General features: G+C 26.1%; 18 protein-coding genes, 1 tRNA gene and 1 pseudogene. 15 read left to right on the top strand and 5 right to left on the bottom strand.

The annotated features are described in order from the left end of the window. Positions 1-2: 2 nt before the first annotated feature. On the bottom strand, positions 3-245 hold the full coding sequence (locus tag U0T59_01770) for a BolA/IbaG family iron-sulfur metabolism protein (GenBank protein ID XBC43161.1): 243 nt from the start codon (positions 243-245) through the stop codon (positions 3-5). A 398-nt stretch (positions 246-643) separates the two neighbouring features. Here U0T59_01770 and greA point away from each other — a divergent pair, with 398 nt between their 5' ends. The 12 genes from greA to U0T59_01710 all read left to right on the top strand — a co-directional run bounded on the left by greA (position 644) and on the right by U0T59_01710 (position 17020). After that, entirely contained in the window at positions 644-1123 is a 480-nt protein-coding gene (gene greA, locus U0T59_01765) for a transcription elongation factor GreA (protein ID XBC43160.1), read from the top strand. A gap of 292 nt (positions 1124-1415) precedes the next feature. Beyond that, a complete protein-coding gene (locus U0T59_01760; GenBank protein ID XBC43159.1) occupies positions 1416-2042 on the top strand; it encodes an SAM-dependent methyltransferase in 627 nt (208 codons plus the stop codon). Positions 2043-2090: 48 nt separating this feature from the next. Beyond that, positions 2091-3920, top strand: coding sequence for an ATP-dependent zinc metalloprotease FtsH (gene ftsH / locus U0T59_01755; GenBank protein ID XBC43158.1), 1830 nt, complete (start codon positions 2091-2093; stop codon positions 3918-3920). 366 nt (positions 3921-4286) lie between these two features. Then, entirely contained in the window at positions 4287-5612 is a 1326-nt protein-coding gene (gene glmM / locus U0T59_01750; protein ID XBC43157.1) for a phosphoglucosamine mutase, read from the top strand. Positions 5613-6049: 437 nt separating this feature from the next. Then, positions 6050-6131, top strand: a tRNA-Leu gene (locus tag U0T59_01745). A gap of 300 nt (positions 6132-6431) precedes the next feature. After that, complete coding sequence (gene nusA, locus U0T59_01740; GenBank protein XBC43156.1) at positions 6432-7919, top strand: transcription termination factor NusA; 1488 nt, start codon at positions 6432-6434, stop codon at positions 7917-7919. A gap of 14 nt (positions 7920-7933) precedes the next feature. After that, complete coding sequence (gene infB, locus U0T59_01735) at positions 7934-10534, top strand: translation initiation factor IF-2 (GenBank protein ID XBC43578.1); 2601 nt, start codon at positions 7934-7936, stop codon at positions 10532-10534. Positions 10535-10592: 58 nt separating this feature from the next. After that, positions 10593-10949: a 30S ribosome-binding factor RbfA gene (gene rbfA / locus U0T59_01730; protein XBC43155.1), complete on the top strand. Its 357-nt coding sequence runs from the start codon at positions 10593-10595 to the stop codon at positions 10947-10949. A gap of 22 nt (positions 10950-10971) precedes the next feature. Then, the gene (truB, locus tag U0T59_01725) at positions 10972-11889 is read left to right on the top strand and encodes a tRNA pseudouridine(55) synthase TruB (GenBank protein XBC43154.1); all 918 of its coding nucleotides are present in this window, start codon (positions 10972-10974) and stop codon (positions 11887-11889) included. 126 nt (positions 11890-12015) lie between these two features. After that, complete coding sequence (rpsO, locus tag U0T59_01720) at positions 12016-12285, top strand: 30S ribosomal protein S15 (GenBank protein ID XBC43153.1); 270 nt, start codon at positions 12016-12018, stop codon at positions 12283-12285. Positions 12286-12562: 277 nt separating this feature from the next. Further along, entirely contained in the window at positions 12563-14644 is a 2082-nt protein-coding gene (gene pnp, locus U0T59_01715) for a polyribonucleotide nucleotidyltransferase (protein XBC43152.1), read from the top strand. Positions 14645-15214: 570 nt separating this feature from the next. Beyond that, positions 15215-17020: a DEAD/DEAH box helicase gene (locus U0T59_01710; protein ID XBC43577.1), complete on the top strand. Its 1806-nt coding sequence runs from the start codon at positions 15215-15217 to the stop codon at positions 17018-17020. 262 nt (positions 17021-17282) lie between these two features. On the opposite strand, the gene U0T59_01705 is transcribed toward U0T59_01710, so the two are convergent. The 4 genes and pseudogenes from U0T59_01705 to argF form a co-directional block, all read right to left on the bottom strand. Next, the gene (locus tag U0T59_01705) at positions 17283-17672 is read right to left on the bottom strand and encodes a RidA family protein (protein ID XBC43151.1); all 390 of its coding nucleotides are present in this window, start codon (positions 17670-17672) and stop codon (positions 17283-17285) included. A 92-nt stretch (positions 17673-17764) separates the two neighbouring features. After that, positions 17765-18214, bottom strand: coding sequence for an aspartate carbamoyltransferase regulatory subunit (gene pyrI, locus U0T59_01700; protein ID XBC43150.1), 450 nt, complete (start codon positions 18212-18214; stop codon positions 17765-17767). After that, positions 18201-19141 (bottom strand): annotated as a pseudogene (gene pyrB / locus U0T59_01695) (aspartate carbamoyltransferase). Before pyrB ends, pyrI begins: the two are co-directional and overlap by 14 nt. A 156-nt stretch (positions 19142-19297) precedes the next feature. Then, the gene (argF, locus tag U0T59_01690; protein ID XBC43149.1) at positions 19298-20314 is read right to left on the bottom strand and encodes an ornithine carbamoyltransferase; all 1017 of its coding nucleotides are present in this window, start codon (positions 20312-20314) and stop codon (positions 19298-19300) included. A 620-nt stretch (positions 20315-20934) separates the two neighbouring features. Here argF and U0T59_01685 point away from each other — a divergent pair. The 3 genes from U0T59_01685 to U0T59_01675 all read left to right on the top strand — a co-directional run bounded on the left by U0T59_01685 (position 20935) and on the right by U0T59_01675 (position 26421). After that, positions 20935-22446 carry a leucyl aminopeptidase gene (locus tag U0T59_01685; protein XBC43148.1) on the top strand — a complete coding sequence of 504 codons (1512 nt, stop codon included), beginning with the start codon at positions 20935-20937 and terminating at the stop codon, positions 22444-22446. Between the two features lie 74 nt (positions 22447-22520). Beyond that, complete coding sequence (locus U0T59_01680; protein XBC43147.1) at positions 22521-25379, top strand: valine--tRNA ligase; 2859 nt, start codon at positions 22521-22523, stop codon at positions 25377-25379. A gap of 91 nt (positions 25380-25470) precedes the next feature. Continuing rightward, entirely contained in the window at positions 25471-26421 is a 951-nt protein-coding gene (locus U0T59_01675; protein XBC43146.1) for a rhodanese-related sulfurtransferase, read from the top strand. Positions 26422-26611 lie beyond the last annotated feature (190 nt).

Here is a 26611-nt window from a genome sequence, read left to right as displayed (position 1 = left end):
GATTATTTTTTTATTTTTTTCCATTCTTTTAAAGAGTATGTCTTTATTGAAATAGAATGAATAGTTTTATCTATAATATAGTTCATCAATTGAGAATAAATTATTTTTTGTTTTTCTACTTCGTTTTTATTGTGAAATACGTCATCAATGGCTATTATTTCAATATAGTTATTATTTCCAGTTACTTTTACCTGATGTAATGATAGAGATTGAATGAGTAAATGTCTAATTTTCTCTGTAATCATTGGTTGTAATCCTAATGAAAGTATATTATATAATATCAGAATATTTTTTATGAATGCATTTATTATTATAAACGGCATATAAATATATGTATATAACTAAAGTTGTTGGTGTAACTTTTAACTTCTAATTTTCAGTGTTACATGAGTAATCGTTATTGGAGATGTAACATGAATAGTAGTTATATTTTTAACCGAAATTTGTGAATGTGTATTATATTTTTAGTGATGTTTTTTGATTGATATAAATGTGAATATAATATTTTAATAGATTTTTAAATAATTTTATAAAGATATATTATTTAGTTTTTTTAGGATATTTTTATAAGTATATTGTATATTTTATTATTTCAAAATATTTTTACTACATTGTACTTGAATTATGTTTATGAGGAATTAATATGAACAATAAAATCCCAATGACATTATTAGGTGCCGAAAAGCTTCGTAGAGAACTTGAAATACTTAAAAAAATAAAAAGGCCTAAAATTATCGCTTCTATAATAGAAGCTAGGCAACATGGTGATTTAAAAGAAAATGCAGAATATATTGCAGCTAAAGAAGAACAAAGCTTTTGCGAAGGAAAAATTAAAGATATTGAATTAAAGTTGTCTAAAGTACAAATAATTGATATTACTAAAATAAAAAATTATGGAACTGTGGTTTTTGGATCTACAGTAACTATACGTAATATTAATACTAACAAAATTTTTACTTACCGTATTGTAGGTGATGATGAATCAAATTTTCGATTAAATTTAATTTCTATTAATTCTCCTATGTCTAGAGGTTTAATTGGAAAAAAAAATAATGATATTGCTATAATAGAAACTCCATCTGGAAACGTAAAATATGAAGTTTTAAATATACTATATATATAGTAAATAATTGAATTATATAAAATAAATTTTATAGCTTATAATTGCATTATATTTTTTTAAATAGCACGATATGTTTATTTTTTATAAATTGAATGAGTGATACAAATATTAATAGATATAGTGAATTATAAATGTAGTTATAATATATGGTTTTGAAAGATTTTCGTATTAAATTGGATATTCTTGCAATGGAAATATTTTAAAATACATAAATATTTTATAATTATTGTTGTATATTATTACTAATTTAAATTCATATTTAAATGATTTTATTTAAGAAGCGGTATTATTAATGTCAAAAGCTCGTTCTTTGAGTTCAAAAATATGGTTAAAGCGACATAATAAAGATCGGTATGTCAATTTAGCTTGGAAACATAATATTCGTTCTAGGTCATATTTTAAGTTAGATCAAATACATAGTGTTACTCAGTTATTTAGAAAAGGTATGACTGTAATGGATTTAGGGTCTTCTCCTGGAAGTTGGTCTGAATATGCTAAAAAACAAATAGGAGGAAAAGGGTCTGTTATAGCATGTGATGTATTACCTATGTTACCAATTAGAGGTGTTTTTTTTATTCAAGGGGATATTAGAAATCCAAAGTTTTTTAATTTTTTATTAAATCATGTAAAGGATAAGAGAATAGATTTGATTATGTCTGATATAGCTCCTAATATGAGTGGGTTTTATTGTATTGATCATTGTCGTTCTATAGAATTAAATCGATTGGTATTAAAAATTTCTACGCAATTATTATTAGATAATGGAAAGTTAGTCATGAAATCATTTTATGGAGAACAATTTCGTACGTTAATTGAAAAGGTTCATGTCTTATTTGGTAAAGTACAGATTTTTAAACCCAATGCATCTCAAGTTCGTTCTAAGGAAGTATATATTATAGCTTCCGGACGAAGAAAATAAATATTTTATTCAATAGTTTTAAATTGTGAGGTTAATCTCTTGAGCGATATGGCTAAGAACCTAATTCTTTGGTTGGTAATTTCGGTTATATTAATGTCTATCTTTCAGAATTTTAATTATAATAGTATAAATTATCAAAAAGTTGATTATTCTACTTTTTTATCAGAAGTCAATCAAGATCAAATTCGTGAAACATATATTAATGGACGTGAAATTCATGTAATAAAAAAAGATAATAGTAAGTATATAACTTATATTCCTATAAATGATCCTAAGTTGCTTGATACTTTGTTGGTAAAAGATGTGAAAGTAATAGGAGTTATACAGGAAGAACCAGGTTTTTTTACTTCTATTTTTATTTCATGGTTTCCTATGTTATTGTTAATTGGAGTATGGGTTTTTTTCATGCGTCAAATGCAAATTGGTGGCGGAAAAGGTGCTATGTCGTTTGGAAAAAGTAAAGCTAGAATGTTATCTGAAGATCAAATAAAAATTACTTTTTCTGATGTAGCAGGATGTGATGAAGCCAAGTCTGAGGTAAAAGAATTAGTAGATTATCTAAGAGAACCTAGTAGGTTTCAAAAATTAGGAGGAAAAATACCAAAAGGGATATTAATGGTGGGTCCACCTGGAACTGGAAAAACTCTTTTAGCTAAAGCAATTGCTGGTGAAGCTAAAGTTCCTTTTTTTACTATCTCAGGTTCTGATTTTGTAGAAATGTTTGTAGGTGTGGGAGCATCTAGAGTTCGTGATATGTTCGAACATTCAAGAAAGTCTGCTCCGTGCATAATTTTTATTGATGAAATTGATGCTGTAGGTCGTCAAAGAGGAACAGGGCTAGGGGGTGGACATGATGAACGAGAACAAACATTGAATCAGATGTTAGTAGAAATGGACGGTTTTGATGGAAATGAAGGGATAATCCTTATTGCTGCAACTAATCGTCCAGATGTTTTAGATCCTGCTTTGTTAAGACCTGGTAGATTTGATCGACAAATATTTGTGGCATTGCCTGATATTAAAGGTCGCTCACAAATAATTAAAATTCATATGAAAAAAGTACCCTTGGGAGAAGATGTAGATCCTATGATTATAGCTCGTGGTACTCCTGGATTTTCTGGAGCAGATTTAGCTAATTTAGTTAATGAAGCAGCGTTATTTGCAGCTCGTACTAATAATCAGGTAGTATCAATGTTTGATTTTGAACGGGCAAAAGATAAAATTATTATGGGAACTGAAAGGAGATCAATGGTAATAACAGATAAGCAAAAAGAGTCCACAGCATATCATGAAGCAGGGCATGTTATCGTAGGTAGATTAGTACCAGAACATGATCCTGTACATAAAGTAACTATTATTCCGAGAGGTAGAGCATTAGGAGCAACTTTTTTTTTACCGGAAGATGATATATTAAGCATTAGTAAAAATAAGCTAGAAAGTCAAATATCAACGTTATACGGAGGTAGATTAGCGGAAGAAATTATTTATGGTATGGATAATGTTTCTACGGGTGCATTTAATGACATTAAGGTAGCAACTAGTTTAGCTCGAAACATGGTTACGCAGTGGGGTTTTTCGGAAAAATTAGGTCCTCTGTTATATGCAGAAGAAGAAGGTGAAATATTTTTAGGTAAAACGGTATCAAAATCTAAACATATGTCAAACGAAACTGCGAGAATTATTGATGAAGAGGTAAAAGTTTTAATTGAGAGAAATTATAAAAGAGCTAAAGATATATTAGATAAAAATTTAGATATTCTTCATTCTATGAAAGATGCATTAATACAATACGAAACAATTGATTTTCATCAAATTGATGATTTAATGAACAGAAAACCTGTTAAGCATCCTGATGGATGGAATGAAGGTAATGATTGAAAAAATAGTGTTTATTATATAGTATTTTAATTAGTAGAGTTGAAATATATTTGATTATTTTATAAAATTATATTTTTAAAATTAATGAAAATTCGTGTAAATAAATTGATGTATAATTTCAGTATTCTACATTGCTATCTCTTAAAATATGAAATTAAGAGATAGTGTTATGTTGTTTATATAAATTTTTTATAAAAATTGATGATTTTTTTAATTTTTTCATTAATTGTAATTCGTTTTTGTATTTGTATAAAATAAAACGTAATAATTATTTATATAAGTTAATTTGACTGTTAGTCGTAAATATCATATTATTTTTTTTTTGAATATATGATTATTATATTTTTTATTAAATGAGATGATAACTTGAATTGTAAAAGATATTTTGGAACAGATGGAATTCGTGGAAAAGTTGGTAAATTTCCTATTACTCCACATTTTTTTTTGAAACTTGGTATCGTTATTGGAAAAATTTTATTTAAAAACAATTTCAAAAGAACAATAGTTGGAGTGGATACTCGAATTTCTAGTCGCATGTTAGAATCAGCATTAAATGCAGGTTTGTCTTCTTCTGGAATTTTTGTAATGTCTGCAGGTATAATTTCTACTCCAGCTATTGGATATTTAACAAAATTATTAAAGTTAGAAGCAGGGATAGTAATATCTGCATCTCACAATTTTTTTGAAGATAATGGTATAAAATTATTTTTAAAAGATGGTGTTAAATTACCTGTTTCTTTAGAGCGCGATATTGAAAGAGCTCTTCGAAAACCTATTTCTTGTTGGAACATTTCATATGTATCTTCTATTACTAGAATTAGTTATGCTCATTTAGAATATATTAGATTTTGTAAATCGTTATTTCCAATAAACTTCAATTTAAAAAATTTTAAAATTGTATTAGATTGTGCTAACGGTTCTACTTATAAAATTGCACCTAAAATTTTTAAGCATTTTAGTGCGAATTTAATTACTATTGCTGTTTGTCCTAATGGATACAATATAAATAAATCTTGTGGATCGATGGATGTTAAAAATTTACAAAAACTAGTTGTGTCTGAACGAGCGGATTTAGGTTTGGCTTTAGATGGTGATGGTGATCGTATAATTATGATTGATCATTTGGGAAATAAGATAGATGGTGATCAAATTTTATATATTTTAGCAAAGTTTCATTTATGCCATCAAAAAAAACAAGAGGGTGTAGTTGGAACTATAATGAGTAATAATGGATTACTTGTAGCATTAAAAAAATTAAATGTTCCTTTCATTAAAGTAGATGTAGGAGATAAAAATATAATACAAAAGTTGAAACAAAAAAAATGGAGATTTGGCGCAGAAAGTTCTGGTCATATTGTTGTATTGGATAGTTCGCCTGTGTGTGATGGTATTATTGCTAGTTTGCAAGTTCTAAAGGTTATGATAAATACTCGTATGAGTCTTTTTAAATTATGTTCTGAAATAAAATTATTACCTCGAATGATAATAAACATATATTTTGATGAAAAAAATGTTTGTATTAAGTATAAAGAAATAAAAGTTTTATTTTTTAATTATGTAAGTATGTTAGGTCCATTGGGAAGAATATTTTTTAGAAAATCTGGAACAGAACAGTGTTTTAGAGTTATAATAGAAGATGAAAATAGAAGCGTAGTAATGTTCATTTCTAATCAATTTAAAAAAATTTTTTGATTATTTTAAGTATTTTTTTATATTAGTTAAATTTATTTTTTTGATCTTTTATTTGAGAAGTTTATGTTATAATATTTGACATTAGTGTATCAATTTTTTTATTTTTTATCTTAATTGCAAATATTTTGTGTAATATTCAGAGAAGATTTTATGTATAATTTCTGTTTGGGAATTTTTGTTTTTGTTTCTTTTTGTCTTGTTTTTTTAATTATGATACAAAATGGAAAAAATAGTGATGTAAATACTGGTTTTAATTTAATAAAATCGAAACAAATGATTACTTGTTGTACTAATAGTATATTAATACGTATTACGGGTGTTTTTGCTTTTTTATTTTTTTTAATTAGTTTAATAATATGCAATATTAGTTATAATAATGTACTTTAATTGTATTCTTAAGGTATGTGTATTATAAGTCTTATATTTTTATTAATTACACCGAGGTGGTGGAATTGGTAGACACGCTATCTTGAGGGGGTAGTACTTTTTAGTATGCGGGTTCAAATCCCGTCCTCGGTAATTCTCATATTATTTTTTAATTTCTTTTTGTAAATTTATTTTAATATAATAAAATCCCCGAAATTTCGGGGATTTTATTATATTAAAATAAATTTACAAAAAGAAATTAAAAAATAATATGAGAATGATAAGTAATGTTTTAAAATTAAAATATGTTTTACTAAAAATTTAATTTTTTTAGTTTATTTTTTAATTTATTATTAGTATTTAATAAAATACGTATATTTCTATTTCTAAGATATTTATAATAAAGTAATGTAAACTCCACAATGTCATTTATATAACTTAAGGTAAACTAAGATGAATAAAGAAGTCTTAGCTGTTGTGGAAGCTGTTTCTAATGAAAAATCTTTACCTCGAACAAAAATTTTCGAAGCGTTGGAAAGTGCATTAGCAATTGCAACTAAAAAAAAATATAATCAAGATATCGATGTTCGGGTAAAGATTGATAGAAAAGATGGAAGTTTTGAAACATTTCGACGTTGGTTAGTAGTAAATGAGGTGTCGTTTCCAACAAAAGAAATCACATTTGAAGCTGCTCAATTTGAAAACAATTTAATAAAAATTAATGACTATATAGAAGATAAAATAAAATCAGTAACATTTGATAGAATAACTACTCAAACGGCAAAACAAGTTATTGTTCAAAAAGTACGAGAAGCTGAAAGAGCAATGATTGTAGATCAATTTCGTAATCATTTTGGAGAAATTGTTACAGGTATAGTAAAAAAAATTAATAGAGATAGTATTACTTTGGATTTAGGCAGCAACGCTGAAGCATTAATTTTAAAAGAAGATATGCTACCAAGAGAAAATTTTAGATTAGGTGATCGAATAAGAGGTGTTCTTTATGCTATTTACCCTGAAGCACGAGGTACACAATTATTTGTCAGTAGATCTAAACCTGAAATGTTAATTGAATTATTCAAAATTGAAGTTCCAGAAATAGGAGAAGAAATAATTGAAATTAAAGCAGCAGCTCGTGATCCAGGATCTAGAGCTAAAATTGCAGTAAAAAGTAATGATAAAAGAACTGATCCAGTAGGTGCTTGTGTAGGAATGAGAGGAGCTCGAGTACAAGCAGTATCTAGCGAATTATGTGGTGAACGTATTGATATTGTACTATGGGATAACAATGCAGCTCAATTTGTTATTAATTCTATGGCTCCGGCTGATGTTGCGTCTATTGTAGTTGATGAAGAAAGTCATACGATGGACATTTCTGTAGATCCTAAAAATCTAGCACAAGCTATTGGGAGAAATGGTCAAAATGTGCGATTAGCTTCTCAACTAAGTGGTTGGGAAATTAATGTCATGACAATTGATGATTTAAAAATTAAACATCAAAAAGAAGCAGATAAAATTTTAAATATTTTTAAAAAATATTTAAATATAGATGAAAAAATATTGAAAATTTTAATTCAAGAAGGATTTTCTTCAATAGAAGAATTAGTATACGTTCCTTTTGAAGAACTGCTTCATGTTAATAAAATAAATGAAACGTTAGCTCTATTAATTCGAATGGAGGCAGAAAAAGCTTTAACAACAATTGAAAAAGAAAATAAAAAAAAATTAGAAGATAACAAACCTAAACAAGAATTGTTGAATTTAAAAGGAATGAATTCGAAAATAGCTTTAAAATTAGCACAAAAAAATATTTATAGTTTAGAAGAATTAGCTGATCAGGGAGTAGATGATTTAGTTGATATTGAAGAACTCAACATTAATACAGCTGGTGATTTGATTATGGCAGCACGTAATATATGTTGGTTTGGTGAAAAGACCTAAGTAGGAAAAATGTAATTATGGCAATAAATATAAAAGTATTAGCTGAAGCAATGAATATTTCAATAGAAGATTTAGTAAAAAAATGTATTAGTGCAGGTATTTTGAAGCAAAAATATAACTGTATTAATGATCATGAAAAAAAACTTTTAGATAAATATTTAAAAAATACTAATGCTATATTAAAAAATACATTAACTTTAAAAAGAAAAACTCGAAGTACATTGAATATATCTAATGTAGGAGGAAAAAATAAATGTGTTCAAGTTGAGATTAGAAAAAAAACAACATATATAAAACCTAAACAAGAGTTTAAACATAATATTTTTAAGAAAATTAATTTTTTTTCAAAAAAAAATGATGACAATACACTACTAACAACAAGTAAAAAAGATGACAGCACAATTCATTCTCACAAAAGTTCTATTAAAAATAGTAGTATTCCTAATAATTTAAAATCAAATTTAAAATCTAATGATATTAGAAAAAAAAGTAATAATTTTTCTCGTAATGCAGTTAATAAAAATCATTTTTCTAAGACAGTAATATCAAAGCATAACCTAGATATCAAACGGTCTACATTTGAAAATAAAAAAACTAATAAAGAACAAAAAAGAAATCAAATTCAATCAATTGTTAATTATGATAAGTATCATGTTGTTACTAACATGATACGTTCTAATTACTCTCATAACAACAATGATAGTATAGAAATAAAGAGTCAATCTAATAATAAGAATACAAAACATTTGCGTCATAAAAAAAAGATTTATCAAGCAGATTTAAAAAAATTTACTTGCATAGAACGAAACAATAAGAGTTATCCAAGTAGTGTCTTACAACAAGTTTTTCAAAAACCATCTTGTATAATTAATCGAAATATAACAATTAATAATGTAATGACAGTATCTGAATTAGCAAATAAAATGGCAGTTAAATCTTCTGAATTGATTAAAATTATGATGAAATTAGGTTATGCAGTAACTATTAATCAGAATTTAGATAAAGATATAGCACAATTAGTTGCAGAAGAAATGGGACATAAAGTAACTATATATCAAAACGATTCATTAGAACAAAAAATTATGAGAAATCGTAATATTAGTGATACCGTTTTAAAAATTCGTCCTCCTATAGTAACTGTTATGGGTCATGTTGATCATGGAAAAACTTCATTATTAGATTATATTAAATTAACCAAAATTGCTTCTCAAGAAGCTGGTGGAATAACTCAACATATAGGTGCGTATTGCATTGAAATAGAACGTAAAACTATTACATTTTTAGATACACCTGGTCATGCAGCATTTACTGCAATGAGAGCTCGTGGAGCTAAAATTACTGATATAGTAATTTTAGTTATAGCTGCTGATGATGGAGTCAAACCTCAAACAATAGAAGCTATACAACATGCTCAAGCAGCATCAGTTCCGATTATAGTAGCTATTAATAAAATAGATAAATTAAATTCAGAACCAGATAAAATTAAAAATGAATTGATAAAACATAATATTGTTCCAGAAGAATGGGGTGGAAATAATATTTTTGTAAATGTTTCAGCTAAAACAGGACAAGGCATAAATCATTTATTAAAGTCTATTTTAGTACAAGCTGAAATATTGGAATTAAAAGCCTCTGTTTCCGGAATGGCTACAGGTTTAGTAATTGAATCATTTTTAGATAAAGGGCAAGGTCCTATTGCTACGATATTAATACAAGAAGGCGTACTGAATAAGGGTGATATAGTATTATGTGGATTAGAATATGGGAAAATTCGTGCTATAAAAAATTCTTTAGAACAAGAAATTGAATTTGCTAGTCCTTCTATTCCAGTAAAAGTACTAGGTTTATCAGGCATTCCTATATCTGGAGATACAATAATTGTTGTTAGAAACGAAAAAGAAGCTCGCGCAGTTTCTTTGTATCGTCAAGAAAAATTTAGAGAAAAAAAGTTATCTAAAAAAACAATGTATAATGTATCTAACATTTTTGAAAAAGCAAAAAAAAATAATGAATTAGAGTTAAATGTCGTTTTAAAATCTGATGCTCAAGGTTCACTAGAAGCTATTTCTGATGCTTTACACTCATTATCTAATAATGATGTAAAAATAAAAATTATAGGAAAAGGAGTAGGTAATATTACAGAAACTGATGTATCTCTTGCTATTGCTTCAAAAGCTATGATTATAGGTTTTAATGTTAAGTCAGATTTATCTGTTAAGCAAATTGTTTCCAAAGAAAACGTAGATTTGCGTTATTATTCGGTAATATATCATATTATTGATGAAATAAAAAATTCTATATATGGTATGACTATTCCTAAATATAAACAAGAAATAGTAGGATCAGCAGAAGTAAGAAATGTATTTAAATCTCCAAAGTTTGGAAGCATAGCTGGATGTATGGTTATTGAAGGTATAGTAAAACGTAACGATTATGTTCGAGTATTAAGACAAAATAAAATAATTTATACAGGAGAATTAGAATCGTTAAGAAGATTTAAAGAAGATGTGAATGAAGTAAGAAACGGAGTAGAATGTGGTATTGGAATAAAAAATTATAATGATATTTGCATTAACGATTTAATTGAAGCGTTTCAAAAACTTAAAATTAAGTAAGTTAAAGTATAATTTATTATTTTATTCTATTTATACAAATGATTGGAGAATTTAATATATGTTACAATCTAACCGTTTTTTTCGTGTATCAAGAGAATTACAAAAAGAAATATCATGGATTATTTGTCATTCACTATCTAATCCTAGTTTAAAAGCTATAATAACAGTATTAGAAGTTCAAACTTCTTGCGATTTTAATTATTCTAAAATATATGTTAGTGTGTTTGATAATAATAGCATTTTATCTCCACAAAATGTAGTGTTAACATTGCAAAAATCTTCATCTTATATAAGGTATTTATTAGCAAAAAAAGTTCGTTTACGAATCATTCCTAAGTTGCATTTTATTTATGATAATTCATTAATTCAAGGTATTAAATTAAGTAAGTTAATGAGCAAATCTTTTAAAAAATAATTTAATAAACAAGGATAGTTAAATGTTTTTTCGTGAATTTAAAATAATTAATGGTATATTATTAATTGATAAGCCAAGGGGATTTTCTTCTAATAATATTTTGCAAAAAGTAAAAAAAATATTAAATATAAAAAAAGCAGGGCATACGGGATCATTAGATCCTATTGCAACAGGAATGTTGCCCATTTGTTGTGGGAAAGCAACAAAATTTTCTCAATTTTTGCTTAATTCTAATAAACGTTATCGAGTAATTGCTCGTCTTGGATATACTACAAATACATCTGATTCTGAAGGTAAAACTATCAAAATTAGAAAAGTAAATTGTACATTAACGAAAATAATTGCAGTTTTAAATTCTTTTCAAGGTGATATTTATCAAATTCCTTCTATGTATTCTGCAATCAAACATCATGGTCAACCGCTATATAAATATGCTAGAAAGGGTATTACTATACCCAGAGCACGTAGAAAAATCACTATTTACAAATTACAATATATTAACTATTGTGATTGTTTTCTAGAATTAGACGTTACGTGCTCCAAGGGAACTTATATTAGAACTTTAATAGAAGATATAGGCGAGAATTTAGGATGCGGTGCGCATGTAATAAAATTACATAGAGTTCAGGTGGACAATTATCCAATTTCTAAAATGATAACTATAAATCAATTAAAAACATTATATGAAAATAATAGCATACAATTTTTTTCGAAAAATTTACCTCAATTTTTAATTCCTTTAGATGCTCCTGTGTTAAATTTCCCAGAAATAAATTTATCTATTGAAAAAGCCAATAAAATAAAACAAGGTAATAAAATAAGAGTTGTTTGTTATCTGAACAGTAAATTTTTTCGTATTACAGAAGGAAAAAATAAAAATTTTATTGGAATAGGAAAAATTAATAATATTAATGAATTGTCACCTTATCGTATTATTTGATCATATATTGTCTATGAATAAGTTATTTGCTATAAAAACTATATGATAGTACCATAAATAAATATTTTTAAGATTTGTATTAGTTATTTATTTTATATTTACAACATAAAGATGGAGTGTAACAAAATGTCTTTAAATGTTATTAAAAAAAATACATTTGTTTCGCAATTTGGTATTCATGAAAAAGATAGTGGTCGATCTGAAGTACAAATTGCTTTGTTAACAAATAAAATCAATTGCTTACAAAAACATTTTTCCATTCATAAAAAAGATCATTGCAGTAGACGCGGATTACTGAATATGGTATCACATCGTAAAAAATTGTTACATTATTTAAAAAATAAAAACATATTGCGTTATACTAATATAGTTAATCAATTACAATTACGTTATTAACTAATAAATTGAAGTATATTATTTATAATTTATACATTAAAGTTACTAAAAATGTTATACCCTAAAAAGGGAGTTTCGTTATTTTTAAAAAGCTTTGAAATGTGTATTAATTCACTTAATTATTATACTTTATACATAAAGTATGTTTATTATTTTTAATAACTTTTTTCATTTATTTGTTAAAATTTTTATATTTCTATTTCAAGAAAATAAAAGGCTACAAATATTAATTCATATTTAATAAACATGTCAATTATAATATATTAAGGATGCTATTTTGCTAAATCCTATTGTACGTAAATTTCAATATGGTCAACATACTGTAACATTAGAAACAGGTTTAATAGCAAGACAAGCTACTGCAGCTGTTATGGTTAGTATGGATGATACTACAGTACTAGTAACTGTTGTTGGTCAGAAGAAACCGTTATTGGAGCAGAAATTTTTTCCTCTAACAGTTAACTATCAAGAAAGAACATATGCTGCAGGTCGTATACCTGGTGGATTTTTTCGTCGTGAAGGCAGGCCAAGTGAAAATGAAATATTAATTGCGCGTTTAATTGATCGTCCAATTCGTCCTCTATTTCCAAAAAAATTTTTTAATGAAATACAGATTATTGCAACAGTGATTTCACTAAATCCTCAAGTTAATCCCGATATAGTTGCAATGATTGGAGCATCTGCGGCGTTAAGTATATCGGGATTGCCGTTTTCTGGACCTATCGGAGCTGCTAGGATTGGTTATATAAATAATGAATACATATTAAATCCCAATATTGATCAAATGAAATATAGTACGTTAGATTTAATAATATCTGGAACAAAAGATTCAATTTTAATGGTTGAAGCCGAAGCAAATATTTTATCTGAAAGTGAAATAATGAAAGCAATTACTTTTGGACATCAGCAGCAACAAGTAGTGATTCATAATGTTTTTCGTTTAATGCATGATGTTAATATACCGAAGTGGGAAAATATTTTATGTCCTATAAACGATTTTTTGAGATCTCGAGTTGGTAATTTAGTTAAAGAACACATAAATAATGCATATGATATTTTTGATAAGCAAGAACGGTTAAAACAATTAAAGGACATTAAATCTAATTTAATATCTGATTTAATTAGCGAGCACTTAATTTCGGATGAATCAGAAATAGAATCAATATTTTGTGATTTCGAAAAAGACATTATTCGAACACGTATTTTACGAGATGAATTAAGGATAGATGGTCGGAAAAAAGATATGGTACGCAATTTAGATATCCGAACAGGAGTGCTACCTAGGGTTCATGGATCGGCGTTGTTTACCAGGGGTGAAACACAATCTTTAGTATCAGTAACTTTGGGAACATCTCGGGATGCACAAAACGTGGATGAATTGTTAGGTGATAGAACAGAAAATTTTTTATTTCATTATAATTTCCCTCCTTATTCTGTAGGAGAAATAGGTATTGTAGGATCCCCTAAACGTCGTGAGATAGGACATGGTAAATTAGCAAAACGTAGTATATTAGCTGTTATGCCAGATTTAGAAACATTTCCTTATACAATACGTATTGTATCTGAAATTACTGAATCTAATGGTTCTTCTTCGATGGCTTCAGTATGCGGAGCTTCTTTAGCTCTTATGGATGCCGGAGTTCCAATATCTGATGCTGTAGCGGGAATAGCTATGGGATTAGTTAAAGAAGGGGATAAATTTGTAATACTATCTGATATTTTAGGAGATGAAGATCACTTAGGGGATATGGATTTCAAAGTAGCTGGTAGCGAAAATGGCATTACTTCTCTTCAAATGGACATGAAAATTGAACATGTAACTAATAAAATTATAAAATTAGCTTTATATCAAGCTAAGATAGCTCGACTTCATATTTTAAGTGTTATGAAGAAATCTTTACAGTTTCCGAGACAAGATATTTCTGAATTTGCACCTAGAATTCATACTATGCAAATTAATCCTGATAAGATCAAAGATGTAATAGGAAAAGGTGGTTCAGTCATTCGAATGCTAACCGAAGAAACAGGTACTACTATTGAAATTGAAGATAATGGAATTATTAAAATTTCTGCTATGATACAGGAAAAAGCTAAAAATGCTATTCGTAGAATTCAAGAAATTACAGCTGAGATTAAAGTCGGTAAAATTTATAGTGGTAAGGTTACACGCATTGTTGATTTTGGTGCATTTGTTTCTATTGGAATAGGTAAAGAAGGATTAGTTCATATTTCGCAAATTTCAAGTAAACGAATAGGAAAAGTAGCAGATTATTTACGCTTAGATCAACAAGTATTTGTAAAAGTATTAGAGATAGACAGGCAAGGTAGATTGCGACTAAGTATTAAAGAAAATAAATAAACTTCATATTAAATTTTTAGTATATGAATAATAATCATCCATATTATAAAATATATATAATATAATATATTTTAAAATCAATACTGGATATATACACTAAAAACTTGCTAAAATTATACGTTCTAGTAATGTTTTATTTCAAAAAATTAATAATACTTTAATGTTTAATTTATATCGATGTTTGGTATTTAGAATTTCTTTTAATAAGTATTTTCATCGTTTTTTTAAAAAATATTAATTTCATAATTATTATTATATTTTAAATTTTTGATTTTTTTATAATTTTAAATATATATTGTAGTATAAAATACATTTAAACATTCAATAAAATTCATATCTCATTTTTATATGTAATAAGTTCGTATTTAATAAAAATATATCATTTTAACAAGATTTTATATAATACGACAAAAAATAATTTTATTATTAAACTCTTATAGAGTATGAGTGTTTTTTCAAATTATCTATTTTGAGCCGGTTAACATTGTCCAATGAAAAATAAAAAGAGATTTTTTATTATAAGTAATGTAAACTGGCTGCTGTAACTTAAGAGGCATACATATTTACATGATTTACACTTATAAAACAACATTTTCCAAATTAGGTTTGAATTCGTCTATTTTAAATGCATTAAATGATATGGGATATATAGATCCCTCGCCTATTCAATCTGCGTGTATTCCTCATCTTTTACAAGGTAAAGATGTTTTAGGAATGGCACAAACGGGAAGTGGAAAAACCGCTGCATTTGCATTACCTTTATTAAATAATGTAAAATTAAATATAAAACATCCACAAATTTTAGTTTTAACACCTACTCGTGAATTAGCAGTGCAGGTTGCTGAAGCATTTTCGAATTTTTCAAAACATTTAATCGGAATACATGTATTAGCATTATATGGTGGTCAAAGATACGATGTACAGTTAAAAATTTTGCGTCAAGGTCCTCAAATTGTTGTAGGTACTCCAGGACGTTTACTTGATCATTTAAAAAGAGGAACATTAAATTTATCTAATGTAAGTGGTTTAGTATTGGACGAAGCTGATGAAATGTTAAGAATGGGATTTATAGAAGATGTAGAAACGATTATGACTAAGGTTCCAGATAAGCATCAAACAGCTTTGTTTTCCGCAACAATGCCAGATGTTATTCGAAGAATTTCTAAAAGATTTATGCATAATCCAAAAGAAATAAAAATTCAGTCTAACACTATCACGCGTCCTGATATACGTCAAAGTTTTTGGATAGTTTATGGGAAAAAAACTGATGCATTAGTTCGCTTTTTAGAAGCAGAAGATTTTTCTGCTACTATTATATTTGTACGTACTAAAAATGCGACATTAGAAGTATCTGAAGCTTTAGAACGTAATGGTTATAGTAGTGCTGCATTAAATGGTGATATGAATCAATCGCTGCGAGAACAAACATTAGAAAAATTAAAAGATGGAAGGTTAGACATATTAATTGCTACAGATGTGGCTGCTCGTGGCTTAGATGTTGACCGTATTAGTTTAGTAATTAATTACGATATTCCTATGGACGCAGAATCATATATCCATCGAATTGGTCGTACAGGTCGTGCAGGAAGAAAAGGAAAAGCATTATTGTTTGTTGAAAATCGCGAGCGACGTTTATTGAGAAATATTGAACGTATAATGCAGCTTACTATGAAAGAAGTGACATTACCAAAAATTGAATTGTTAAGTAAACGACGATTAGAAAAATTTTCTAAAAAAGTTCAATTACAACTAGAAAGTAAAGATTTAAATCAGTATCGTGATCTATTATCTAAATTACAACTTACAGAAAAATTAGATATAGAATTATTAGCAGCAGCATTGTTAAAAATGGCGCAAGGAGAACGTACTTTGATCATAAAACCAGATTTAGTACGTTTCACTCGACATGCAAATGCGAGGGATTCTCATCGATTTCATGATAAAACAAACAATGTTCGTTCTCGACGTGATAGTAAAGACAGTAAAAATATGGATTTATATCGTGTTGAAATAGGTCGTAATGATGGTGTAGAAGTTCGACATATAGTTGGAGCTATTGCTAATGAAGGAAATATTAGTAGTAAGAATATTGGAAATATTAGATTATTTTCAACATACTCTACTATTGAGTTACCAATAGGATTATCTAAAAACTTATCAAAATTATTTATTAACACAAAAATACTTAATAAACCAATCAATATAAGATTACTATATAATTCAAATTTTAAAAATAGTTATCGATTCAATAATCATAAAAAAAATTATAATCATGAACGTTTAAATCTTAGAAAAACAATGGAAATAAAACGAAATATTAAAAGTACTCGTAAAGAAGACAACACTTTAACTTCTTATCGTCGTAAACATATTTAATTTATTGTTGACGATGTTATTTCTATAGTTAATTCGAGAATATAAAGCTATATACGTTATGTACATACAATTTTTAATGAATAATGATAAAATTAATGTAAAAGGTTATTTTTAAGAACATATTTTAAATATTGGTTATTAATTGAATAAAATTTTGTTATGAGTTTTAAGTTTCAGATAAAACTATTTTTTAAAAATATTAATAATTCCAATATAAGGCAAAGGAATAAATTCTTTGCCTTGTAAATTACATTTAAATGCATTATGATTTTTTATAAGCAATAACTTCAATTTCAATTAAAGCATTGTAAGGTAATTTAGATACTTCGATACAAGATCTTGCTGGAAAACAAGTAGAATATTTTAAAAAAAAATTTTTATATATCTCATTGACAATATCTAATTTCTTTAAGTTAGTTATGAATATAGTAGTTTTTACAATGTTTTCGATATTTGTCTTAGCTTTTTTCAGAATTAACTCAATATTATTTAATATTTCTTGAGTTTGAATAACAATATTATTGTTGCTATTATTTAAATCGATGGCATTAGAAATTTGTCCGGATACAAAAATCAAGTTTTCTATTTGTATTGCTGTTGTGTAAGGACCAATAGGATTAATTATTTTTTTTGTGTCGATTATAATTTTCATAAATTGTATTATCTCTATAAACATTAGTGTGACAATAGATATCGTTAATTATATGTAAAATTATACATAACATGATCATTTACATGGAGTTTTTAAAATAATATTTTTTGGAACTCTTTTTCACAGTATTTGCATATTAAATACATATCATTGTTTTTTCTAAATGTAAAACTAGAAGTAATTTCTATATCATTACTTACACAATTACTATTTGGACATATTAATATTTTATCTATACTTTTAGGTACAATAGGAAAAATTTTTTCTACTAGTTGGTATTTTTTAATATAGTTTACTGTAGCATGTGGAGCATAAATGGATAATTGATTGATTTGATGATCTGTTAAAAACACGTTTTCTATTTTTATTAAATCTTTTTTTATTAATTTTTTTGAAGGTAAATTTAATCCTATAGTAATTCTTTGTTCTATTTCTGTAAATCTAAATAACGTGAGTAGTTTAAATCCGATTTGAGCTGGAATGTGATCAATCACGCTACCGCAATTAATAGCTTCTACTTGTAATTTTTTAATTTGATTCATATATGTCCTTTCTTAATACTAATGCTAATAATGCTTGTCGTGCATAAACTCCATTTCTTGCTTGTTGAAAATACCAAGCATACGGTGTTTGATCTACATCTTTGGATATTTCGTTGATACGAGGTAATGGATGTAAAATTTTAAGATTTTTTTTTGCGTATTTTAAATCTATAGCTTTTAAGATGCATCGTTCTTTAATATTGATATATTCAGTAGGTTCGAAACGTTCTTTTTGAATACGCGTCATATATAAAATGTCTACTTTGGAAATAATTTTTTTTATGTTATCGTATTTATTCCAAATAATATTTTTTTCATACAACATATTATTAATATAATTAGGCATGGTTAATTCATCAGGTGATATGAAGAAAAAACGATTGTTTTTAAATTTTGACAAAGCTTGAGCTAAAGAGTGTACTGTTCTTCCATATTTTAAGTCACCAACCATTCCTATATTTAAGTTGTGTAGTTTTTTTTGAGTTTCTTTAATAGTAAATAAATCTAATAGTGTTTGAGTGGGATGTTGATTGGAACCATCTCCAGCATTTATAATAGGAATATTATTAGAAAACTCAGATGCAAGACGAGCTGCTCCTTCTTTGGGATGTCGAATAATGATTAAATCAACATAAGTACTAATAACTGAAATAGTATCTGATAAATTTTCTCCTTTTTTTCCGAAAGAAATATTATTTCCATCAGAAAAACCAATTATTGATGCACCTAATCTAAGTATTGCAGTTTCAAAAGATAATCTTGTTCGAGTAGAAGCTTCGAAAAAACAAATAGCAATAATTTTGTTTTTTAATATGTTTAAATGATTTTTTTTTTAAGAATACTAGTAACATGTAAAATTAATTCTAATTCTCGCTTAGTTAAATCATTAATAGATATAATATTTTTTAAATATAAAGAATGATTCATATTAATTTTCCTTATTTTAAATAAACACAAGCATATATTAAATGTTATGCAATCTTATTTTAAACGTAAGACATTTATTTAGCATTAAAACATTAATGATTTAGTTTAATTTTAAGTTGATAGTTTAAATAAAAATATATTTTATTTTTTGAACGTTTAATAAGAAAAATTTTTTGTTAGACTGGCAATCATTAATGCTTTAATAGTATGTAATCGATTTTCAGATTGTTCAAAAATTGTATTTGCATGTAATTCAAATATTTCATCTGTAATTTCTATTCCATCTTTTAAATTATTTTTTTTAATTATTTCTTTTCCTACGATGGTATTATTATCATGAAAAGCTGGTAAGCAATGTAAAATTTTTACTTCTTTATTTTTTGTTAAATGTAGCATTTTAGAGTTAATTTGGTATTTTTTTAATAATAAAATACGATTGTTCCACTTTTTGTTTGGTTCTCCCATAGACATCCAAACATCAGAATAAATAAAATTAACATTTTTTACACCTTCTTCAATATTTTCTGTACAAATTATATCTCCATTATTTTTTTGTGCTTCAAGTTTACATTGTAAAAAGAAATTTGATTCTGGCCAAAATTCGGAAGGTGAAACTAAACGTAAATTTAAACCTAAACGAGCTGCAGCTTCTAACCAAGTATATCCTATGTTATTTTTTGTATCACCAATATAAGCGCAACTAATTTGAGATAATGATTGAGACAACAAAGTTTCTTTCATAGTTAGCAAATCCGCTAATACTTGCGTAGGATGAAATTTTTCTGTTAATCCATTCCATACTGGAACAGTAGCATATTTTTCTAATATTTCTATAGTTTTATGATTATGCCCGCGATATTGAATACCATTATACATGCGACTTAATACTCTAGCGGTATCTTTTATGGATTCTTTGTATCCTAAGTGAGTGTTTCCTGGTCCTAGGTATGTGACATTAGCTCCTTGATCAAATGCTGCAACTTCAAATGCGCATCTAGTTCTAGTTGATTCTTTTTCGAAAATCAGTACAATATTTTTGTTTTTTAAATAACGCACTTCTTTATTATTTTTTTTTAAACTTTTTAAAAAACTAGACAAATGAATAATGTATTCAATTTCGCATTTTTGGAAGTCTAATAATCTAAGACAGCTTTTATTATATAATGTGTTCATAATTTATTATCTCTAATATAATTTTATATTTTATGTTGAAATTGAAAAATGAATAAAAAACAAATAATTTATAAAAATATATTTAATTGATTTATGCGTTCTATGTAATTTTATTTTTTGCAGGCATATAATGTTGTAAAAAAGTTTTAATTATAATATATTAATTTTTATTGATTGGTTATTTTAAAAAAATTAGACATTGTATAATGTAAAAATTAATTTAGTTTTATTTTTTTTATAATGATATATTTATTAAAACAGAATTGTATGTCTGCGTTTTTTAAAAAACTAATTATATACTTTAAATATATACATGCTTAATCATTAAAATTAGTTAAATAAAATTAGATATTATCATATTGAACATTTAAGTTACATTGAAATTTAATTAAAATAAGTAAATATCAAGTTAATATGAATTTAAAATATTCGTATGATTAGTTTTTTCTAACAAAATATTGTAGTCGCTTTAACTATAATAAGAAATTTCTACATTTTATATTATGTACGTTCTTGAGGCATGTAATTTTTTATATATGTATTATCTTGAATACGTAATTTAAAACATTAATTTATTTAATAAATAATGAAAAAGTTTTATTTTTTTTTTGGAAAAAAATATGAAATATAATATAAAATACAGTAGTTTAGATGAGAAAAACCCTGATTGTCTGATTTTTGGATTATTTGAAAATTCAAAAATTAATGGATTAATGCAAGATGTAGATCAGCGTTCTAATGGTTATATTAGCAAAATGATCAATACAAAAGAAATAGAAGGAAAATTAGGTCAATTTTTATTATTGTATGATCTTCCTTCTGTTCCTGTAAAACGAATTATGTTGTTTGGATGTGGAAAGCAAGATGTATTTGATGTATATATATACAAAAAAATTTTTAAAAAAAGTATAAACATAATTCGAGAATTACCAGTTTCCAATGTTCACTATTTTTTTTCTGAACTTAATGTTAAAAATTTAAGCATATATTGGAAAATTAGATTTGCGATAGAATCTATTCAGAATAATTTATATTGTTTTGACAAATTTAAAACTACGCAATTAAAGTTATTTGCTTCATTAAATAGTATTTTTTTTAATATAAGACGTAACGATAACATATCACATGCTAAAACAGCATTGGAACACGGAATAGCAATTTCAAAAGGAACAAAGTTTGCTAAAGATCTATCAAATACTCCACCTAATATTTGCACTCCTTCATATTTGGCTGTTAAGGCTAAACAATTATCTTTAAAATATCCTGATATTATGAATACTCGTGTTATTGATTGTAATGATATGAAAAATTTAGGTATGAATGCATATTTATCTGTTGGACAAGGATCTAAAAACAAAGCCCTAATGTCAATAATAAAATATAGAGGAGATAAAAAACATAATTCAAAGAACATTGTTTTTATAGGAAAAGGGGTTACTTTTGATTCTGGTGGTATTTCTATTAAGCCATCAAAACATATGGATGAAATGAAATATGATATGTCTGGAGCAGCAGTTGTTTTTGGATTGATGGTTATTATTTCTGAATTAAAATTACCTTTAAACGTTATAGGAATATTAGCGTGTTGTGAAAATATGCTTAGTGCCAAATCTTTTCGTCCTAGTGATGTGTTAACAACAATGTCTGGAAAAACAGTAGAAATATTAAATACAGATGCTGAAGGTCGATTAGTGATTTGCGATGTGCTTACATATGTTACAAAATTTGATCCTGAAATAGTTATTGATATAGCTACTTTGACCGGTGCATGTGTTGTTGCATTGGGAAATGATGTTACAGGTTTAATGTCTAATGATGTGATGTTGGCAAAAGATTTGGAAAAATCTAGTTGTCAAACTGATGATAAAATATGGAAGTTACCTTTGTTTAAAGAATATTACAAAAGTTTAGAATCAAATATAGCTGATATTAATAATACTGGGGGAAATGTAGCTGGTGCGATTACAGCTGCTTGTTTTTTATCTGAGTTTGCTAAGCAATATAAGTGGGCTCATTTAGATATTGCCGGAACTGCCTGGATTTCAGGAAACAAGAAATGTTCTACAGGACGTCCTATTCCATTACTTTCTCAGTTTCTTTTAAATATATTAAAAAGTTCAAAAATGATGTAAAATGTACAATCCTTATGCTCTGGAACGACTGTTTCACATAATATTAACTTACTTTTGATTAAATAACTTTAAAAATGAAAAAATCTTTTAATCCTTTTGAAATTGAGCAAACTTTATATGATTTTTGGGAAAAAAATGGATATTTTAAACCTAATTTAGAATGTGGTAAACCCAACTTTTGTATAATATTACCTCCTCCAAATATAACTGGTAATTTGCATATAGGCCATGCATTTCAATATACAATTATGGACATCTTGGTAAGATATCATCGTATGCAAGGCAAAAATACTTTTTGGCAAGTGGGCACGGACCATGCTGGTATTGCTACTCAAATTATTCTTGAAAAAAAGATATTATTAGAAGAAAAAAAAACTATTCGAGAATTTGGAAAAGATAATTTTATAAAAAAAGCATGGAAATGGAAAGAAAAATCTATAAAAATAATTACTAATCAAATGCGTCGATTAGGAATTTCTGTAGATTGGACAAAAATAAAATTTACTTTAGATTCTGAGATATCTAATGCAGTGAGAAAAGCATTTATTATTTTATATAATCAAAAATTAATATACAAAAGAAAAAAAATAGTTAACTGGGATCCTATGCTAAAAACAGTAGTATCTGATTTAGAAGTACAGAATCGTGATTGTATAGGGAAAATGTGGTACATAAAATATACATTAGTAAATGATGATCTATGTTGTATTGATAAAACTTGTAATCAGTTCTTGACAATTGCTACTACTCGACCTGAAACGTTATTTGGAGATACAGCAATAGCCGTTAATCCTAATGATGTAAGATATAAAAAATTAATAGGAAAAAAAGTGTTAGTTCCATTAATTAATAGAATAATTCCTATTATTGGAGATAATTTTGTAAAAACGGAAAAAGGTACTGGTTGTATGAAAATTACTCCTGCTCATGATTTTAATGATTTTGAAATTGGTGTAAGACATAACTTACCGATGATTAATATTTTAACTCTTGACGGAAATATTTCTCATATTGCACAAGAATATAATGTTAATGGACTACCTTCATATTTTTATAGTGAAAAAATTCCTTTTAAATTTCGTAATATGAATAGATTTTTAGCGCGAAAAGAAATTGTTAATGAGTTAATGATACACAAAAAATTAGAAAAAGTGGAAGTACAAACTTTAACTATTCCATATGGAGATAGAAGTAATACTGTACTTGAACCATTGTTAACTGATCAATGGTATTTAAATGTTACTGAATTAGCAAAGCAAGCTTCGCAAGCTGTAAAAAATGGAGATATTACGTTCATATCAAAACAATATGAAAATATGTATTTTTCTTGGATGAGTAATATACAAGATTGGTGTATTTCTCGACAATTATGGTGGGGGCATCAAATTCCTGTTTGGTATGATGAAAAAAATAATATATATGTAGGACATAACGAAAACGATGTAAGAAAAGTATATGCATTACCGGATAATATAGAGTTAAAACAAGATAGTGATGTTTTAGATACATGGTTTTCTTCTGGTTTATGGGTATTTTCATCATTAGGTTGGCCTAAAGATACTAATTTTTTAAAATATTTTTATCCAACTGATGTCATCGTAAGTGGTTTTGACATAATCTTTTTTTGGATTGCTAGAATGATTATGCTTGGTATGCATTTTATTAAAGATTCAAATGGAAAACCAAAAATTCCATTTAAAGCAATTTATATTACTGGTTTAATTTGTGATGAAAATGGTCAAAAAATGTCCAAATCTAAAGGTAATGTCATTGATCCCTTGGATATGATTGATGGAATTACATTAGAAGAATTAATTCAAAAAAGAACAGAAAATACATTAGAATCTAATTTAAAAATATCAATCTGTCAAAAAACTAAAAAACAATTTCCTAAAGGAGTTACAGCAGTAGGTACTGACGCATTGCGTTTTACTTGTGCAATATTGTCTAGTCCAACTAGATATATTAACTGGAGTGTTGATCGTCTTTATGGATATCGTAATTTTTGTAATAAGTTATGGAATGCTAGTCGTTTTGTATTATTAAACATTGATAAACGAGTGATAATAAATGATGAAAGAAAAGTGTTGTCAATAGCTGACCAATGGATTTTACTAAAATTGAATGTTTTAGTTAAAAGATATAGATATGCGTTAGATACTTATCGATTTGATATAGCTGCTAGTATATTATATGAATTTGTTTGGAAACAATTTTGTGATTTTTATATAGAATTAGTTAAATCTTTTATTACATCTTGTTCGAATTTTGAATTAGTTGGTACTAAACATACTTTGTTTTATGTGTTAGAATCAATATTATGTTTAGCTCATCCTATTATTCCATTTATTACTGAAGAAATTTGGCAAAAATTTCGCGTTTTTTTAAAAATAAAACGCATTAAAACAATTATGTTGTGTCAGTTTCCAAGATATGATGTAAGTTTAAAAAATGATATTGTTATAAAAGAAATGAAGTGGATCAAACATTTAATGTCAATAATTCGTCAAAGTCGAATAAATATGAACTTACCTTATCAAATGCCCATATCTATATATTTTTGTAATGTTGATTTAGATACATATGCATTAATAAGAACATATCAGGAGTATATAAAAAAAATTTTGTATTTAAAAGATATAAATATATTAACTAATAATCAACATAAATTATCTGTTTTATTGTATTCATTACCTGGAGCAGAATTATTAATTCCTATCTTAGGTCATTTTTCTCAAACAATAGAGCTTAAAAAAATAGAAAAAGAAATGTCTGAAATTGATTTAAAAATAAAAAAATTAAAGATAAAATTGCTTAATAAGAATTTTTTACGATATGCTCCGTTTACAATCGTAGAAAATATAAAATCTACTTTGTTTCAATGTCAATTAAGAAAGCAACAATTACTTTTAAAAAAATCTAAATTATTTTAATATGTATATTATGTTATATAAATATTTATTAATTTAAAATTTTATGTTTTTTCAAATATTGTATTACATAAATATAGGAGAAACTATGTAAATGGTTATTTTAAACAATGTTATTTCTAATAAAGAATTAAAAAACAGGATGTTATGTGATGATGTCCCTCGTATTACAATTTCTTTTTATAAATATTTTCCTATAATTAATACTCAAACATTTAGAAATGATTGGTATATAGCTTTATACAATTTTGATGTCTTTGGTAGAATATATATAGCTAGAGAAGGTATTAATGCGCAAATCAGTATTCCTAACAATGTATATGATAATGTAAAATGCTTCATTCGGACATATTCTAAGGATTTAAAAAATGTATATATTAATAAATCTTTAGATAATAAACGGTCTTTTTGGGTATTACGTATAAAAGTTAAAAAAACAATTCTTGCGGATAATTTATGTAAAGAATTACATCATGTAAATTACGATGGAAAATATTTAGAATCTGTAGATGTGAATAATATGTTAAATAAAAGTAACGTAATATTTTTAGATATACGAAATCATTATGAATATAAAATTGGTCACTTTGAAAAAGCGATTAATATCCCGGTTAATACTTTTAGAATGCAATTAAAAGAAATCATTGGTTTTCTACGACATAAAAAAAATGAACAAATTGTAATTTATTGTACTGGAGGAATTCGGTGTGAAAAAACATCATCTTGGATGATGTATAATGGTTTTAAATATGTGTATCAAATAAAAGGAGGAATTATTGGATATGTTAATGATGCTAAGAAGAATGGTTTACCGGTTTTTTTTAAAGGAAAGAACTTTGTTTTTGATGAAAGAATAAGTGAAATAGTATCACATGACATTTTATCTAAGTGTTCTCAATGTGAAAACGATTGTGACATGTACAAGAATTGTTATAATAATTCATGTCATAATTTATTTATTCAATGTATAACATGTTCTAAGAAATTTAAAAATTGTTGTTCATATAGTTGTATGATGATTAACTATTATAGATATAATGTATAAGTTAGTATATTTGTATAAATTTTTAAAAAATATTTTATTTTATGTTTAAAAATGTATTTTAAATAAAAAACGTAAATTCTACTTATTTTAGAATAAAACATTTATTTTTTTATGTAAGATATAAAAATATTTTTTGCTGTTTATTTTGTATTTTTCAATAAAATTTTGATTTTTTCATATTAATAATATG

The organism is Buchnera aphidicola (Meitanaphis flavogallis), from assembly GCA_039830035.1.
GTDB classification, from domain to species: Bacteria; Pseudomonadota; Gammaproteobacteria; order Enterobacterales; family Enterobacteriaceae; genus Buchnera_B; species Buchnera_B aphidicola_AZ.
The sequence above is the reverse complement of the archived record's forward strand: the minus strand, read 5'-3'. Positions and strand labels throughout refer to the sequence as shown.

Excerpts from the sequence above, each read along its gene's own strand:
- U0T59_01770 (XBC43161.1), bottom strand. The coding sequence starts at position 245 with ATGATTACAGAGAAAATTAGACATTTACTCATTCAATCTCTATCATTA.
- greA (XBC43160.1), top strand. The coding sequence starts at position 644 with ATGAACAATAAAATCCCAATGACATTATTAGGTGCCGAAAAGCTTCGT.
- U0T59_01760 (XBC43159.1), top strand. The coding sequence starts at position 1,416 with ATGTCAAAAGCTCGTTCTTTGAGTTCAAAAATATGGTTAAAGCGACAT.
- ftsH (XBC43158.1), top strand. The coding sequence starts at position 2,091 with ATGGCTAAGAACCTAATTCTTTGGTTGGTAATTTCGGTTATATTAATG.
- nusA (XBC43156.1), top strand. The coding sequence starts at position 6,432 with ATGAATAAAGAAGTCTTAGCTGTTGTGGAAGCTGTTTCTAATGAAAAA.
- rbfA (XBC43155.1), top strand. The coding sequence starts at position 10,593 with ATGTTACAATCTAACCGTTTTTTTCGTGTATCAAGAGAATTACAAAAA.
- truB (XBC43154.1), top strand. The coding sequence starts at position 10,972 with ATGTTTTTTCGTGAATTTAAAATAATTAATGGTATATTATTAATTGAT.
- rpsO (XBC43153.1), top strand. The coding sequence starts at position 12,016 with ATGTCTTTAAATGTTATTAAAAAAAATACATTTGTTTCGCAATTTGGT.
- U0T59_01705 (XBC43151.1), bottom strand. The coding sequence starts at position 17,672 with ATGAAAATTATAATCGACACAAAAAAAATAATTAATCCTATTGGTCCT.
- pyrI (XBC43150.1), bottom strand. The coding sequence starts at position 18,214 with ATGAATCAAATTAAAAAATTACAAGTAGAAGCTATTAATTGCGGTAGC.
- argF (XBC43149.1), bottom strand. The coding sequence starts at position 20,314 with ATGAACACATTATATAATAAAAGCTGTCTTAGATTATTAGACTTCCAA.
- U0T59_01685 (XBC43148.1), top strand. The coding sequence starts at position 20,935 with ATGAAATATAATATAAAATACAGTAGTTTAGATGAGAAAAACCCTGAT.
- U0T59_01680 (XBC43147.1), top strand. The coding sequence starts at position 22,521 with ATGAAAAAATCTTTTAATCCTTTTGAAATTGAGCAAACTTTATATGAT.
- U0T59_01675 (XBC43146.1), top strand. The coding sequence starts at position 25,471 with ATGGTTATTTTAAACAATGTTATTTCTAATAAAGAATTAAAAAACAGG.